The sequence below is a fragment of the Stenotrophomonas sp. HITSZ_GD genome, from assembly GCF_029543105.1.
In the GTDB taxonomy this organism is placed as follows: Bacteria; Pseudomonadota; Gammaproteobacteria; order Xanthomonadales; family Xanthomonadaceae; genus Stenotrophomonas_A.
Genome location: NZ_JARQXB010000001.1, coordinates 302,119 through 318,317 on the forward strand (window position 1 = coordinate 302,119; position 16,199 = coordinate 318,317).

General features: G+C 67.4%; 13 protein-coding genes. 9 read left to right on the forward strand and 4 right to left on the reverse strand.

The window, feature by feature from the left end; all coding sequences use genetic code 11:
• Positions 1–7 precede the first annotated feature (7 nt).
• The 4 genes from P6166_RS01475 (at position 8) to P6166_RS01490 (ending at position 4,645) form a co-directional block, all read left to right on the forward strand.
• Positions 8–3,142, forward strand: a complete 3,135-nt coding sequence (locus tag P6166_RS01475; protein ID WP_277762757.1) for a filamentous hemagglutinin N-terminal domain-containing protein — start codon at positions 8–10, stop codon at positions 3,140–3,142.
• 325 nt (positions 3,143–3,467) lie between these two features.
• The gene (locus P6166_RS01480) at positions 3,468–3,947 is read left to right on the forward strand and encodes a hypothetical protein (RefSeq protein WP_277762758.1); all 480 of its coding nucleotides are present in this window, start codon (positions 3,468–3,470) and stop codon (positions 3,945–3,947) included.
• Positions 3,948–4,027: 80 nt separating this feature from the next.
• Positions 4,028–4,291, forward strand: a complete 264-nt coding sequence (locus tag P6166_RS01485; protein ID WP_130316900.1) for a hypothetical protein — start codon at positions 4,028–4,030, stop codon at positions 4,289–4,291.
• A gap of 81 nt (positions 4,292–4,372) precedes the next feature.
• Complete coding sequence (locus P6166_RS01490) at positions 4,373–4,645, forward strand: hemagglutinin repeat-containing protein (protein WP_277762759.1); 273 nt, start codon at positions 4,373–4,375, stop codon at positions 4,643–4,645.
• A 116-nt stretch (positions 4,646–4,761) separates the two neighbouring features.
• On the opposite strand, the gene P6166_RS01495 is transcribed toward P6166_RS01490, so the two are convergent.
• Entirely contained in the window at positions 4,762–5,829 is a 1,068-nt protein-coding gene (locus tag P6166_RS01495; protein ID WP_277762760.1) for an SDR family oxidoreductase, read from the reverse strand.
• Positions 5,830–5,850: 21 nt separating this feature from the next.
• On the reverse strand, positions 5,851–6,084 hold the full coding sequence (locus P6166_RS01500) for a hypothetical protein (protein WP_277762761.1): 234 nt from the start codon (positions 6,082–6,084) through the stop codon (positions 5,851–5,853).
• Between the two features lie 142 nt (positions 6,085–6,226).
• On the opposite strand from P6166_RS01500, the gene P6166_RS01505 reads away from it, so the two are divergent.
• A complete protein-coding gene (locus tag P6166_RS01505; RefSeq protein WP_277762762.1) occupies positions 6,227–6,577 on the forward strand; it encodes a hypothetical protein in 351 nt (116 codons plus the stop codon).
• A gap of 25 nt (positions 6,578–6,602) precedes the next feature.
• Here P6166_RS01505 and P6166_RS01510 read toward each other — a convergent pair whose 3' ends face one another.
• Positions 6,603–7,658: a DNA topoisomerase IB gene (locus tag P6166_RS01510; protein WP_277762763.1), complete on the reverse strand. Its 1,056-nt coding sequence runs from the start codon at positions 7,656–7,658 to the stop codon at positions 6,603–6,605.
• A gap of 126 nt (positions 7,659–7,784) precedes the next feature.
• On the opposite strand from P6166_RS01510, the gene P6166_RS01515 reads away from it, so the two are divergent.
• From P6166_RS01515 to P6166_RS01525, 3 genes are all read left to right on the forward strand, one after another.
• On the forward strand, positions 7,785–8,186 hold the full coding sequence (locus P6166_RS01515; protein ID WP_277762764.1) for an I78 family peptidase inhibitor: 402 nt from the start codon (positions 7,785–7,787) through the stop codon (positions 8,184–8,186).
• Positions 8,187–8,389: 203 nt separating this feature from the next.
• Positions 8,390–12,859 (forward strand): glutamate synthase large subunit, encoded by a 4,470-nt coding sequence (gene gltB, locus P6166_RS01520; RefSeq protein WP_277762765.1) that lies wholly within the window; start codon positions 8,390–8,392, stop codon positions 12,857–12,859.
• Positions 12,860–13,033: 174 nt separating this feature from the next.
• Positions 13,034–14,506, forward strand: coding sequence for an FAD-dependent oxidoreductase (locus P6166_RS01525; protein ID WP_277762766.1), 1,473 nt, complete (start codon positions 13,034–13,036; stop codon positions 14,504–14,506).
• A gap of 16 nt (positions 14,507–14,522) precedes the next feature.
• Here the strand turns inward: P6166_RS01525 and arsC are convergent, their stop codons facing one another.
• On the reverse strand, positions 14,523–14,927 hold the full coding sequence (gene arsC / locus P6166_RS01530) for an arsenate reductase (glutaredoxin) (protein ID WP_277762767.1): 405 nt from the start codon (positions 14,925–14,927) through the stop codon (positions 14,523–14,525).
• Positions 14,928–15,160: 233 nt separating this feature from the next.
• Between arsC and P6166_RS01535 the strand changes: the two genes are divergently transcribed.
• Positions 15,161–16,198 (forward strand): glycoside hydrolase family 5 protein, encoded by a 1,038-nt coding sequence (locus tag P6166_RS01535; RefSeq protein ID WP_277762768.1) that lies wholly within the window; start codon positions 15,161–15,163, stop codon positions 16,196–16,198.
• Position 16,199 lies beyond the last annotated feature (1 nt).

Here is a 16,199-nt window from a genome sequence, read left to right on the forward strand (position 1 = left end):
CAACCCGATGAATCGCAGGCTTTACCGCATCGTCTTCAACCGCGCGCTCGGCGTGCTCCAGGTCGTGGCGGAGATCGCGCGGCGGATACGCGGCGGTGGCGCATCCGGCGCGAGCGGCACGCCGCGGCAGCGTGCGATCACCGTTTCCATCGCGCTGGTGCTGGCCGCGAGTGCGCAGGCGCAAGCGCCCGATACCGGGCGCATCACCGGCGATGCGCACGGGCCGGGGGCGCAGCGCCCCGTGGTGCTCGAGGCGGTCAACGAGGTGCCGCTGGTCAACATCGCCACGCCGAGCGCGGCGGGGGTGTCGCACAACCGCTATGGGCAGTTCGATGTCGGCGGCCAGGGCGCGATCCTCAACAACGCGCGGCAGAACGTGCGTACCGAACTCGGCGGCTGGGTGCAGGGCAATCCGCGGCTCGCCCGCGGCACGGCGCGGGTGATCCTCAACGAGGTCGAAGGCGGTGCGCCGAGCCGGCTGGGCGGCTACATCGAGGTTGGCGGTGACCGCGCCGAGGTGGTGATCGCCAATCCGGCCGGCATCCAGGCCGATGGCGCCGGCTTCATCAATGCCAGCCGCGCCACGCTGACCACCGGGCGCGTGGCATTCACCGACGATGGCCTGCTTTCCCGGTTCCGCGTGGCGGACGGGCAGATCAGCATCGAAGGCCGTGGCCTGGATGCCTCGCGTACCGACTACACCGAGGTGATCGCACGCGCGGTGCAGGTCAACGCCAACGTGTGGGCGAACGAGTTGCAGGTGACCACGGGTGCCGACGAAGCGGAGACGAAGGCGCCGGCCTATGCGCTGGACGTGGGCGCACTGGGCGGCATGTATGCCAACAAGATTCATCTGGTCGGCACCGAGGCGGGCCTGGGCGTGCGCAACGCCGGCACGCTGGGCGCGCGGGACGGCGGGCTGGTACTGCGCGCCGATGGGCAGCTGGTCAACAGCGGCACGCTGCAATCGCCGGTCGGGATGGAGCTTGCAGCCGCCGGGGGCATCGCCAATTCGGGCGCGATCCGCGCTGGCGACACGCTAGCCTTGCGTACTTCGCAGGAGCTGGACAACAGGGGCGGGCGCCTGGATGCGCCGCGCCTGGAGATCGAGGCCGCCTCGCTGCGCAACCGCGGTGGGCGCATCGCGCAGACTGGCGGGCAGGCTTTGCGCCTGCAGGCTGGCGCGTTGTCCAATCGCGAAGGCGGGCGCATCGGCGTGGCGGAGGTGCCGGCCGCTTCGATCCCGGCCGACGGCACGCCACCCGCGCCGGGAACCGGTACGCCGGCACCGGTGGCTGCATCGCCCGGCACGGACGACGCGACACCACCCATGCCGGCCGCGCCCGCGCCAGCGCCGCTCGCACCGGGCGAGCTCCGCATCGCCGGCCGCCTGGACAACGACGGCGGCGTGATCGAGGCCGCCCGGATCGGCTTGGATGCGCTCTCCGGCGATCTGGACAACAGCGGCGGACGCTTGGCCCTGGACGCGCTGACGCTGCACAACGCCGCGCTGCGCAACGTCGGGGGCGAATTGCGCATCGCCGGCCCCAGCGAACTGGCCCTGACGCGACTGGACAACAGTGCTGGGCGACTGTGGTTCGGCACCCCGCTGTCGTTGCGGGCTGGCGAGTTCATCAATCGCGGTGGCGACTTCCAGCATGCTGGCACCGCCGACAGCGCGCTGCGCGTGGACGGCCTGCTGGACAACGGCCAGGGCGGACGCATCACCGGCCACGGTGATCTTTCCGTGCAGGCCGGTGAGCTGGTCAATGCCGGCGGCACGATCGAGCACACCGGCACCGGAACGCTGATGCTGGCCGCCGATGCGGTGTCCGGCGAAGCGGGCCGCCTGGCCAGCGCGGGCACGCTGCGCATTCGCGCCGGCACGGTGAACCTGCGCGGTGCCAGCAGCGATGCCCAGCGCGTGGAGATCGAGGCCGATACCCTGGCCACACAGACCATCAATGCTGCTTATGACAGACGTATCGAACGCTACGATGCGCGCCTTAGCGACACAATGGCCGCGGCAGCACAAGCTGAACTCAATGGTGATGCTGCGACAGGTCAGCAACTGCGCTGGCAAGCACAGGCTTTGATCGACGAGCGCGACAATCCCAGTTTCTCGAAGGGGTACGCCTGGGCGGCGGCTGGGACGGCGCTGAGTCTGATATCGGGCGGCAACCTTCTGGATACGGCGCGTTACGCTGGCGCTTCCGGTGTACTCGGCTCGGTGGCCGACTCGTTCGAGCAGGCGGCACGTGGCTTCCACGAAACCCTGGCCGTGGAGTTCCGGTGCACGGGGTCGGCAGCCCAGTGCGCCAATGCCGAGCCACCCCAGACGGGCAATCTTGGCGAGCTACGTGATTGGGCGGGCCAGAACGGAATGGCCATGACCTTGCTCGACGAGATCCCAGAGGATGCAAAGGTCATCGGGACCAACGGCATTCGCAACTCGCTAACGCGGGCGGGGCAGCTGACGCTTGGGCATGACATCGCCAATCTCGTGGATCCTAAGGTCTACCTTCAGTACAACGATCAAAAGAGCGCGCTAGGGGACCTGGTCAGTGTTTCCCGCGACAAGATGATCTCGCCACTTACCGGGAGCTACTCAGCGACAACCATGGCGCTGGGTGACGCAATCGTACGGCAAGGTGGGGGACAGACGGCGATGTATGGACACAGCCGCGGCACGGTCGTACTCGCCAATGCCCTGAGTCTTGCCGCAGCGAGCGGCTACAAGAACGATGAACTATCGGTCTTCGCTATCGGCCCAGCAATCTCTCCTGGCCGCATCGCCGAGCCGGTGCGAGAAATTATTGGTGAGGGCGTAGTGCTCTCAAATGCGCTCGTCTTCCTTAATCATCCAAACGATTTCGTCTCGACCTTCACCGGTGGGATGTTCCTGCCTTGGAACTACAGGCCTTATCAGAAGGGCCCGGATGACAAGAACTACATCCGCGGCGCCACCAATGGGAGCTTCTGGGGATCGATCTTGCGTGCGCCCCAAACGTTCGGCTTCGGCGAGACAACCCCGCACAGCAACTACAACTTGGTTAAACCTACCTTGCCAGACGGGCGCGACAATCCCAACAACTGGACGGTAGAGAAGGCTGAGACTCTCCTTGGTATAGACGCGAAATAACAGGCTCAACATGAAATCCAGGACGCTATCCTTGTTCATCCTTGTCGGACTCAGCGGCTGCGCATTCGATAACAGTCGCTTCTATCAAACAGCTTTTGATCCCGCTGTGGGTCCAGTCGATACACCTGTAGATCTGGGACTTTGCCACGTCCGGGAGGGATTTATCCCGCCGGGCATCATCATTGACTGGAAACATATTGGCCCGCGGTTCGCCGCCCAAGCCCCGTGCGTTCCCCCTAAAGGAGCTGTAATGGAGATATCTCGGAGAAGATCGCCCACTGCCTACAGAACCCTGATAACAAACGATATAGATGGATCCGGCGCAATGTCGAATTCATACATTGCATATCTGAGCTCGGAACAGGCCGATAAGGAGGAAGCTGAAAGCAATAGAACAGACGTGAATCCCGACAGTAGACCACCGGAAGATGGCACGCGACGTTATGTACTGGATACGGACGAGACCCTCGTAATCAACGGGCGGAAATGGCGTCACCGCCGGTGGCACTGGGAGAATTTGGTCCGCGTCGAGAGTCCTCCTCGCATACCTCGTGAAGAGTATCGAACCGAAGCCGCGCCCGGCTGGGTCTTCTGGATTCGCTCAAATCTCAATGCGCAGATGCGCAACTATCCGGATTTGATGGAATCCCGCCTTCGTACACTGCGCACGATGGTAGAGAGCGTCAAATTCGAACCGTTGGATCCAACATGGGCAGAGCAAGAACTTGAGCGGCAACGGGCTTTCACATGTGCCGAATACCCGAAGCAATACCCAGAGATGTGCGGCAAGAATGGCAAGCGTTGAGTGTCGTGCCAGTGTCCTAGCGGGCCGAGTGCACTGCTGGCGCCACCTGTTCGCTCTTACCAACTCCTCCGGAGATATTCATGAAGAAGCTTCTGTTATTTGGTTTTGCGCCACTCCTGGCATCGTGCGTAACTCTTAGCGGGACGTATAAGCTGCGCGCTGTTGACGAAGCCGGAACCGACCTGGCGCCCCATGTCAACCTGACGGCTCAAGGATCCGGGATTTATACTGCGCGCAATGCGCTGTGCATTAACTTTCCAGGCGCACGTGTCGTAATTGAAGACGCTCAAACCGGGGCGGCCCTGAAGGGGGAGAGCGGCTATCGGTGTCCGAAGAAGCGCTGAGCTCCGCAGAGAGCCAGTAATCAGAGGATTGTCGCCAGCAAGGACGGTGCCAACAACCGCAGCCTGAGCCTGCGCATCGGTGTGGGCGCCAGTTCCACCGATGCGCGGCAGCGTGGCAGCGAAAGCACGTCCCGCGGCAGCACGGTCTACAGCGGCAACGGCGATGCGGGGGGTGGTGGCGCGCGAGGGGATCTTTCGGTCACCGGCAGCACGGTGGAGGGCATCAATACGACGCTGGCCGCGGTGCAGAAGCTGATCCTGTCCAGCGGCCAGAACACCCGCGAGAACCGTGAGACCAACGTGGGCGGCAGCACCGAGGTTGGCGTGAAGATCGCTCGGAGGCGGTTATCGTGATCCACGCCAGTGCCACGGGCTTCCAAGCGCTTCAGCGGCGGAAGCCCTCGTCACCGCAACTGCAAACCGGCCCGAATTTTTAGCTAGGTGATCGACACACCGCTCCCAAGCCTCACTCACCCATGCGGCCCACCCATCACGGGCAAAATCGCACCCGTGATGTAACTCGCCGTCACCGGCGAAGCCAGGAACACATACGCCGGCGACAACTCTTCGGGCTGCGCCGGCCGCCCCATTGCGCTGTCCTTGCCGAACTCGGCCACGTCCTTCGCCTGCTTGTCCGCGGGATTGAGCGGTGTCCACACGGGCCCAGGCGCAACCGCATTGACGCGGATGCCCCTCGGCTGCAGCTGGCTCGCCAGCGCCATGGTGAACGCATGGATCGCCCCCTTGGTGGCGGAATAATCCAGCAGCGCCTTGCTGCCGAACAGGCCTGTTTCCGAGCCGGTATTGATGATGCACGCGCCACGCCCCAGGTGCGGCACGGCCGCGCGCGCCATGTGGAAGTAGCCGCCGATGTTGGTCATCAACGTCTCGTTGAGGTGCTCGTCGGTGAGGTCCTCGATCGCTTCGGTGTGCAGCTGGAACGCCGCGTTGTTGACGAGGATGTCCAGCCCACCGAAGGCCTCCACCACCTCGGCCACCGCGGCATCGCAGAAGCTGCTGTCGCGCACGTCGCCGCTGATCAGCAGGCAGCGGCGGCCCTCCGCCTCCACCGCATTGCAAGTCTCCTGCGCATCCTCGTGCTCGTCCAGGTAGAGGACCGCCACGTCCGCGCCTTCGCGCGCGAACAATACGGCCACCGCGCGGCCGATGCCGGAATCGCCACCGGTGATGATCGCGCTCATGCCCTTGAGCTTCTCGCTGCCGATGTAGTCCGGCGCCAGGTAGCGCGGTGCCTCGGCCAAGGCGTGTTCGTTGCCGGGCTTGCGCAGGTGCTGCGCAGGCAACGGGTTCTCAGGCTGGCGGCGTTTGCCCGCCTGCACGGCCTGCTTGGCGGCCTTCTTGGCCGGCTTGGCCTTCTCGCGTTGATCCACCTCGGCCTGCAGGGCACGCTGACGCTGGGCGGTTTTTGCGGCCGCTTCGGGCCGCGCGGCCTTTGCGCTGGCACGCGCGGTGGATGGGCTCTTGACGGCCTTGCGAGCCGCGGGGGTCTTCGCGGGGGTCTTCTTGCGTGTAGCCATGGGATTCCTCGTTGCGGTGGATCAGGCGCGGTCGGCCACGCCTTTCACACCGGCGTGGCGCGCGCAGTGGGCGCAGCAATAGATGTCTCCGTTCCCCTCCACGCCATGGCCGATCACACGGCACTTGCAATGCGCACAGGTCGGGGCGAAGGCGTGGATGGCGCATTCGAACGAGTCGAAGGTGCCGCGTCGGCCACCCTGTTCAAGGGTGAACGCCTTGTCGTAGCGGTTGCCGCAGACGTCGCAGGTCGGCATGGGGTGTGCTCCGTGGGACGTGAGCTTTCGACCTTGCCCGCGGCCGGGCTCAGAAAAAGTGACGATCCATGCGAACGCCTTCATGCCACGCATACGCCGCTGCGATCACGCTGCCGCCAACGACCTTCCAGGAGCCGCCCGAATGAACCGTCTCTTCCTTGGCCTGCTGCCGTGCGCCGTGCTTGCGCTCTCCGCATGCGCGCCCAACCAGGTGATGGCGGTGCAGCCGATCGACGGCGTGATCTCCGGCCAGTGCCACACCGACAAGGTGCGCGGCGCCGTGGGCCTGGCGGCCTCCGGTCAAACGGTGGAGCGCGCTCGCGTGGACAGCGATAGCCTCAAGGTCCGCGTGGTGCGCGGTGAGCGCCAGGAGAGCGGGGCGACCAGCAGCGGCCAGGTCGATCCGGCGCAAGGCGCTGGCCAGTCCGGCGGCGAACAGCTGACCATCGAACACGGCCCCACCAACAACATCACCGCGATCTACTGCGGCTGACGACGCGGCCGCCGGGCCGCGCGGGTCAGTTCCCGCGCTTGGCCCGGCTGCCATGCGCCTTGCGCAGAAAGCGCAGGGCGAACTGCTCCCACTGCCGGGGTCCCCGGACGCTTTCGGGTATCCGCAGCCGGTCTTCGCGCCAGGCCAGGAACACGCTGGGATCGATATACGCCTTGCGGCATACCGCCGGTGTATTGCCCAGCGTCCGCGCGACCTCGCGCAGCACTTCGTTCTGCAGCTGCGCCAATGCACGTTCGCTGCGCGACTCGGGCAGGGCCACCTTGGCCAGTTGCTGCAACGCGGTCAGCGTGCCGCCCCAGGTGCGGAAATCCTTGGCGGTGAACTCGCCGCCCATGGCCTCGCGCAGGTAGCTGTTGACCTGGCCCGAGTCCACCGGCTGCAGTTGGCCGTCGTCGTCGCGGTACTGGAACAGCGCCTGCCCGGGTAGCTGGCGGCAGGCGCGCACTAGTTTGGCCAGGCGCCGGTCATCGACGACGATGTCGTGTTCCAGGCCGCTCTTGCCACGGAACTTGAGCCGCGCGCGCCCATCGCCGACGAAAGCGATGTGGTGGTTGCGCAAGGTGGTCAGTCCGTAGGAGCGGTTGGTGCGGGCGTATTCCTCGTTGCCGACGCGCACCAGCGTATCGGCCATCAGCGCCACGACGATCGCCAGCACCTTCTCGCGCGGAAAGCCCGGCCGGCGCAGGTCGGCACGCAGGCGCCGGCGCAGCTTGGGCAGGGCGAGGCCGAAGGCGATCAGGTGCTCATACTTGCCATTGCCGCGAACCTCCGCCCAGTTAGGGTGGTAGCGGTACTGCTTGCGGCGGCGCGCATCGCGTCCGGTCGCCTGCAGGTGCCCGTGCGGCAGCGGGCAGATCCACACCTCGGTATAGGCCGGCGGAATCGCCAGGGAGCGGATGCGCTGCAACGTCTCGGCATCGCGCACCGGCCTGCCCTCGGCATCGCGGTAGGCGAAGCCGCGCCCGGCGCGCCGGCGCTGGATGCCGGGCACGGCATCGCTGACATGGACGAGCCCGGCCTGGCGGGCGATGGCATGTGGGGGCGGAAGGGCACGGGACACGCGAATATGTTCGCCAGCGATATGCCGAGGCCACGTCAACGCGGGATCGCGGCCAGGTGATGACCCCTGCCGGCCCGGCCGGCTTGTGCTTATCCTTGGAGGCCCATTCAGACCCGGAGGTCTCCCATGCAACTCTCCGCCGTGGCCCGGCGCGCGAAGGCGCCGCTGAAGGTGTTCGCGACCGCTTCCCTGCTGGCATTCGCCTTGGGCGGCTGCAGTTCGCCGCAGCCCGACGAGCAGGAGTCGGCCGAGGCCCAGGCGCAGCGCGATGCCGCCGATGCCGCTACGCCCTCGCAGGACACCGCATCCACCGCGCCGCCAGTGGGCGAGTGCGATGCCAGCCAGTTGCAGTCGCTGGTCGGCCAGCCGCTCACCGACGCACTCTCCGCCCAGGCCCGCGAGGACGCGCATGCCGCGCAGGTGCGCGTGCTCAAGCCCGGCGAGATGGTGACCATGGAGTTCAAGGGGGATCGGCTGAATCTGGAAGTGGACGAAAAGCAGGTCATCAGCGGCGTGCGCTGCGGCTGATCGCGTCATCGGCGGCGGTCTTCCTCCAGGCCGCCGCAAGCCCTGCGCTACAAGGCTTTTCGACGCCTCTCGTTGCATCTGTAACGGTGAGTTGCGGCACCGCAACAAGTGTGATCTAGTCGATCGTCCGGTGACCTCGAATGCGCTGCTGGGACAGAGCGGGGACGGTCGTCGCCGCTTTCCCGGATCGCAACGAGGCACACATGGCCCCCCGCACTCGCCAAGGGCTCGAACAAGCTGGTCTGTACGACGCGCGCGACGAACGCGACGCGTGTGGCTTTGGCATGATCGCGCAGCTGGACGACCAGCCCTCGCGCGCCCTCGTCGACACGGCCATTGCCGCGCTTTCGCGCATGACCCACCGCGGCGGCGTCGCCGCCGATGGCCTGACCGGCGATGGCTGTGGCCTGCTGATCCGCAAACCCGATCCGTTCCTGCGCGCGCTGGCGCGCGATGCCGGCATCACCATCGGGGCACGCTACGCCGCCGGCGTGGTGTTCCTGCCGCACGACGAGGCCGAGGCGGCGCGCTGCCGCCAGGCGCTGGAAGCCGAACTGCAGCGCGCGGGTACCCAGCCGCGTGGCTGGCGCGTGGTGCCCACCGACGACAGCGTCTGCGGCCAGCTGGCCCGCGACACCCTGCCGCGCATTGAGCAGGTGTTCGTCGACGCCGCCGGCGGCCAGGACGAGGACGCCTTCACCCTGGCGCTGTTCCTGGCCCGCCGCCGCGCCGAGCAGGCGCTGCGCGAGGTGGCCGACTTCTACGTCACCACGCTCACGCCGAACGCCATCAGCTACAAGGGCATGGTGCTGCCTGACAAGCTGTCCACCTTCTACCCGGACCTGCAGCGCAGCGACCTGTCGTCCTCGGCCATCGTCTTCCACCAGCGCTTCTCGACCAACACGCTGCCGCGCTGGCCGCTGGCGCACCCGTTCCGCATGCTCGCCCACAATGGCGAGATCAACACCATCGAGGGCAACCGCCGCTGGGCGCAGGCGCGCAGCAAGGTGTGGAAGACCCCGCGTTTCGACATCGCCGAGTTCGACCCGGTGATCTCGATGAAGGGCTCCGATTCGCAGAGCCTGGACAACATGCTGGAGCTGCTGATCGCCGGCGGCATGGACCTGCTGCAGGCGCTGCGCATCCTGGTCCCGCCGGCCACGCAGTCGCTGGAATTCAAGGATGCCGACCTGGCCGCCTTCTACGAATTCCACGGCCTGAACACCGAGCCGTGGGATGGCCCGGCCGGCATCGTCGCCTGCGATGGCCGTTACGCCGCCGCCATGCTCGACCGCAACGGCCTGCGCCCGGCGCGCTGGATGCTCACCTCCGACCGCCACTTCCTCGTCGCCTCCGAAGCCGGCGTGTGGGAGCTGCCGGCCGAGCGCATCACCCGCAAGGGCAAGCTCGGCCCGGGCGAGATGATGGCCATCGACCTCAAGCGCGGCGACCTGCTCGATTCGGACGCCATCGACCGCATCAACCGCGCCCGCGCGCCGTACAAGCAGTGGCTGCACCAGGGCGTGACCTACCTGCAGACCGAACTGATCGACCCCTCGCTGGTGGAGGAGCCGTTCTCCGAGCAGACCCTGCGCAGCTACCACAAGCTGTTCCAGCTCAGCACCGAGGAAGTGGAGCAGGTGCTGCGCCCGCTCGCCGAGACCGAGCAGGAAGCCACCGGCTCGATGGGCGACGACACGCCCATGGCGGTGTTGAGCCAGTACACCCGGCCGCTGTACGACTACTTCCGCCAGGCGTTCGCGCAGGTCACCAACCCGCCGATCGACCCGCTGCGCGAAAGTTGCGTGATGTCGCTGACCACGCAGCTCGGCAAGGAGACCAACGTCTTCCATGCCGGGCCGGAGACGGTGAATCACGTCATCCTCAACTCGCCGGTGCTGAGCCAACGCAAGCTGCGCCAGCTGCTGAAGATGCCGCAGTACGTGGAGCGCAACCGGCTGATCGACCTGTCCTATTCGGTCGAGGAAGGGTTGAAGGCCGGCATCGAGCGCATCTGCCGCGAAACCGAGCAGGCCGCGCGCGAGGGCGTGGTCATGCTGCTGCTCAGCGACCGCTACCCCGTGGCCGACCGCCCGATGGTGCACGCGCTGATGGCCACCGGTGCGGTGCACCACCATCTCTCCGCGCTGGGCCTGCGCTGCGACGTCAACCTCATCATCGAGACCGGCACCGCGCGCGACCCGCACCACATGGCCTGCCTGCTGGGCTTTGGCGCCACGGCCGTGTACCCGTACCTGGCCTACCAGACATTGTTCGACCTGGGCCGCCGCGGCATCCTGGAACTGAAGAAGGGTGGCGAGCAGTCGCAGATCGGCCGCAGCTACCGCAAGGGCGTCTACAAGGGCCTGTCGAAGATCATCTCGAAGATGGGCATCTGCACCATCGCCAGCTACCGCGGCGCGCAGTTGTTCGAGATCGTCGGCCTCGACCCGGACGTGGTCGCGCTGTGCTTCCCCGAAACCCCGTCGCGTATCGGCGGCGTGGACCTGGCGCGGCTCGACCACGAGGCGCGCGAACTTACCGCGCGGGCGTGGAACGACCTGCTCAAGCCTGAAGTGGGCGGCCTGCTGAAGTATGTGCACGGCGGCGAATACCACATGTACAACCCGGACGTGGTGCTGACCCTGCAGCGCGCCACCCGCACCGGCGATGGCGCCGACTGGCAGCGCTACATGGACGCGGTGCACTCGCGCCCGCCCTCCGCGCTGCGCGACCTGTTGCAGCTCAAGCGCGCCGACACGCCGACGCCGCTGGACGAAGTGGCCCCGGCCGAGGACGTGCTGCGCCGCTTCGATACCGCGGCCATCAGCCTGGGCGCGCTATCGCCTGAGGCGCATGAAGCGCTGGCGATCGCGATGAACCGCCTCGGCGGGCGCAGCAATTCCGGCGAAGGCGGCGAAGACCCGGCGCGCTACAGCACCGAGAAGCGCTCGAAGATCAAGCAGGTGGCTTCCGGCCGCTTCGGCGTCACGCCGGAATACCTGGTCAACGCCGAAGTGCTGCAGATCAAGGTCGCGCAGGGCGCCAAGCCCGGCGAGGGCGGCCAGCTGCCCGGCCACAAGGTCAACGAGCTGATCGCGCGGCTGCGCTATGCCAAGCCCGGTATCGGCCTGATCTCGCCGCCGCCGCACCACGACATCTATTCGATCGAAGACCTCGCCCAGCTGATCTACGACCTCAAGCAGGTCAACCCGGATGCGCTGGTGTCGGTGAAGCTGGTCTCGCACGCGGGCGTGGGCACGATTGCCGCCGGTGTGGTGAAGGCCGGCGCGGACCTCATCACCGTCTCCGGCCATGATGGCGGCACCGGCGCTTCGCCGGTCAGCTCGATCCGCTACGCCGGCGTGCCGTGGGAACTGGGCGTGGCCGAATCGCACCAGGCGCTGGTCGGCAACGACCTGCGCGCGCGCACCATCCTGCAGACCGACGGCGGCCTGAAGACCGGCCTGGACGTGGTGAAGGCCGCGCTGCTGGGCGCGGACAGCTTCGGCTTCGGCACCGCGCCGATGATCGTGCTGGGCTGCAAGTACCTGCGCATCTGCCATCTCAACAACTGCGCCACCGGCGTGGCCACGCAGGACGAGCGCCTGCGCGCGAACTACTTCACCGGCCTGCCCGAGCGTGTGGAGAACTTCTTCCGCCTGCTGGCCGAGGAAGTGCGGCAGTGGCTGTCGTACCTGGGCGTGCGCGCGCTGGACGAGATCGTCGGCCGCACCGACCTGCTGGAGCAGCTGGAGGTCTCCCCACGCGAAGGCGTGCGCGTGGACCTCTCGCGCCTGCTCAAGCCGGCCCACTTCGAAGGCAGCCATTGCGCGGCGCAGCGGCTCTACGAATCGCCCGATTCGCTGGCCACGCAGATGGACGGCCTGCTGGCCAAGGCCATCGCCGAGAAGACCGGCGGCGAACACCGCTTCCTCATCCACAACACCGACCGCTCGATCGGCGCGCGCCTGTCCGGTGCGATCGCCCGCGTGCACGGCAACCATGGCATGGAAGACGCGCCGCTGAACCTGCGCTTCCGCGGCACCGCCGGGCAGAGCTTCGGCGCGTTCAACGCCGGCGGCCTGCACCTGGAGCTGGAAGGCGAGGCCAACGACTACGTGGGCAAGGGCATGGCCGGCGGCCGCGTGGTGATCCGCCCGCCGCGTGGCGCGCGCTTCGAGGCGCGCAGTACGCCGATCCTGGGCAACACCTGCCTGTATGGCGCCACCGGGGGCGAGCTGTTCGCCGCCGGTCGGGCCGGCGAGCGCTTCGGCGTGCGCAACTCCGGCGCGCTGGCGGTGATCGAGGGCGCCGGCGACCACTGCTGTGAATACATGACCGACGGCGTGGTGCTGGTGCTGGGCAAGGTGGGCCTGAACTTCGGCGCAGGCTTCACCGGCGGGCTGGCCTACGTGCTGGATATCGAGCGCGACTTCGTGGATCGCTACAACCACGAGCTGATCGATATCCACCGCATCTCGGCCGAGGGCTTCGAGAACCACCGCCAGCACCTGCACAAGCTGATCAGCCGCCACCGCGAGCTGACCGGCAGCATCTGGGCGCAGCAGATCCTGGACGAGTTCCGCGATTACGTGGGCAAGTTCTGGCTGGTCAAACCGAAGGCCGCCAGCATCGAATCGTTGACCGAATCGCTGCGACGCGCCGCCTGACGCCGCGATTCACCGCCAATCGCCTCACGCCCTGGTAGGAGCGGCTTCAGCCGCGACGGCTTTCCCCACCCTCCCGCGGTCGCGGCTGAAGCCGCTCCTACAGAAGGGCAGAAAGGCGAAGCGGAAGGATCCTCACGCCATCACACGCCGCACCGAATACACCCGAGAGCCACCATGAGCCGCAAGCAAGTCTTCCAGTTCCTCGACCTGCCCCGCACCATGCCGCAGCGCATTCCGGTGGAACTGCGCACGTCCGGGGACTGGGGCGAGCTGTACGGCAAGTTCGACAAGGCCGATGCGCAATACCAGGCCGGCCGTTGCCTGGACTGCGGCAACCCGTACTGCAGCTGGAAATGCCCGGTGCACAACGCCATTCCGCAGTGGCTGCAGCTGGTGCAGGAGAACCGCATCGAGGAAGCCGCCGCGCTGTGCCATTCGACCAACCCGCTGCCAGAAGTGTGCGGCCGCGTGTGCCCGCAGGACCGCCTGTGCGAAGGCAGCTGCACGCTGGAGGAATTCGGTGCGGTGACCATCGGCGCGGTGGAGAAGTACATCGTCGATAGCGCCCTGGCGGCGGGCTGGCGCCCGGACCTGCATGACGTGCAGCCCACCGGCAAGCGCGTGGCCATCGTCGGCGCGGGCCCGGCCGGGCTGGCCTGCGCCGACCGCCTCGCGCGCGCGGGCGTGCATCCGGTGGTGTTCGATCGCTACGAGCAGATCGGCGGGCTGCTGCAGTTCGGCATCCCGAGTTTCAAGCTGGACAAGGCGGTGATCGCCAAGCGCCGCGAGGTACTCGAAGGCATGGGCGTGGAGTTCCGCCTGGGCGTGGAGATCGGCCGCGACGTCGACGCGGCGCAGCTGCTGGGCGAGTTCGATGCGGTGTTCCTCGGCACCGGCGCGTATCGCTACACCGATGGCGGTTTGCCGGGGCAGGACCTGAAGGGCGTGCTGCCCGCGCTGCCATTCCTGGTGCAGAACAGCCGCATCGTGGGCGGCAACGATCCCTGGGGCCGGCCGATCGCCGGTTGGGAAGACAAGCTGGCGCTGCCTGACCTCAACGGCAAGCGCGTGGTAGTGCTGGGCGGTGGCGATACCGGCATGGATTGCGTGCGCAGCGCGGTGCGCCTGGGCGCGGCCAAGGTGACCTGCGCCTATCGCCGCGACGAAGCCAACATGCCCGGCTCGGCGCGCGAGGTGGCCAATGCGCGCGAGGAAGGCGTGCGCTTCCTGTTCAACCGCCAGCCGCTGTCCATCGAAGCGGGGGCGGACGACGAGGTGATCGGCGTGACCGTGGTGGAAACCATGCTCGGCGAGCCCGATGCCCGCGGCCGTCGCAATGCGGTACCGGTGGAGGGCAGCGAATCGCTGCTGGAAGCGGACGTGGTGATCATCGCGTTCGGCTTCTCGCCGGAGCTGCCGGCGTGGCTGTCGAGCCAGGGCGTGCAGTCCAGCGACAACGGCCGCATCTTGGTAGGCGGCACGCGCCTGCCGTACCAGACCGCGAACGCCAAGGTCTTCGCGGGTGGCGACGCGGTGCGGGGTGCGGACCTGGTGGTGACCGCGGTGGCCGAAGGCCGCGACGCGGCGGCCAGCATCGTGCAGTGGCTCGGCGTGGAAGCGGCACCGCGGCAGGTGGCCGCGGCTTGAGGCAGCGCGGGTCGGGCTAGCCGATCCGCTCGCCGTCCTCCTTGAAGAACGGCGTCGCCAACGGCGGCAGGATCTCCAGCGTGACTTCCGACGGGCGGCACAGCCGCGTGCCCAGCGGTGTGCGCACGAACGGCCGGTTGATCAGCACCGGCTCGGCGAGCATGGCGTCCAGCAGCGCGTCTTCATCCAGCGCGGGATCGTCCAGCCCGCGCTCGCGGTAGGCCGGCTCCTTTGCCCGCATCGCCTCGCGCACGCTCAGGCCGGCGGCGGCGATCATCTCGCGCAGCTGCGCACGGTCCGGTGGGTTGCGCAGGTATTCCACTACCTGTGGTTCGATGCCGGCATGGCGCAGCAGCGCCAGCACGTTGCGCGAGGTGCCGCAGCGCGGGTTGTGCCAGATGAGGGTGTCCTGCGTGGGCATCGCCGGGGTCTCCTTCGGTCGCGTCGCATGGTAGGGGGCGAAGCGTACTGCACCGCGTTCATCGGCATCACCTCGCACACGCGCGAGGCGCAGGAAGAATGCGATGGCGTGCACACCTCCACATCTTGCCCGGCCGCCGTGGATGCGGCCCTAACACGCGCGCGCTTACCCTGAGCTCCTGCGCGCGGAATGGACCCCGCGCGACCGGCGTCCCCACCCCGGAGCTTCCCACCATGTCCCCGATCTCGCGTTGTCTGCCGTGGCTGCTCGGCGCGGCTCTGCTGTTCTCTTCCCTACCCGGCCACGCGCAACAGCGCGCGTTGCAATATGCCGGCGTCAACCTGGCCGGCGCGGAGTTCAATTCCTCCAAGCGGCCCGGCACGCTCTACAAGGACTACACGTATCCGGCAGCCACGGATTTCAGCTACTTCGCCGGCAAGGGCATGAACATCGTGCGGCTGCCGTTCCTGTGGGAGCGCCTGCAACCGCAAGCCAACGGCGAACTGGACGCCGCGCAGCTGGCGCTGATCCAGAAAGCGGTGGCCCAGGCCAAGGCGCAGAACATGCACCTCGTGCTGGACGTGCACAACTATGCCAAGTACCAGGGCGCGCGCCTGGGGAGCGAGGGGACGCCGGGCACGCTGCTGGCCGACCTGTGGAAACGGCTAGCCATCGTATTCAAGGACGATGATGCCGTGATCTTCGGCCTGATGAACGAGCCCAACGCGATCGATGCGAACGCCTGGACGGCGATCGCGCAGTCCGCCATCGACGCCATCCGCGCCACCGGCGCACGCAACCTCATCCTGGTGCCGGGCACCGCGTACACCGGCGCGCACAGCTGGGCCAGCACCAGCTACGGCACGCCGAACGCCACGGCACTGGCCACGGTCAACGATCCAGGCAACAACCTGGCCGTGGAAGTCCATCAATACCTGGACAAGGACTACAGCGGGACCACCGGCGAATGCGTGAGCACGACCATCGGGGTCGACAAGCTGCGCGGCTTCACCGCGTGGCTGCGCCAGCAGGGCAAGCGCGGCTTCCTCGGCGAATTCGGCGCCGGCACCAGCGACACCTGCCTGAAGGCGCTCGACGGCATGCTCGCCTACATGGAAGACAACGCCGACGTGTGGCTCGGCTGGACCTACTGGGCCGCGGGCAGCTGGTGGCAGCCGAACTACCCCTTCAACGTGCAGCCCGGCAAGGATGGCACCGAGAAGCCGCAGATGCCCATCCTGTCCCGCCACGCCACCGCCGCGACCCACTGAA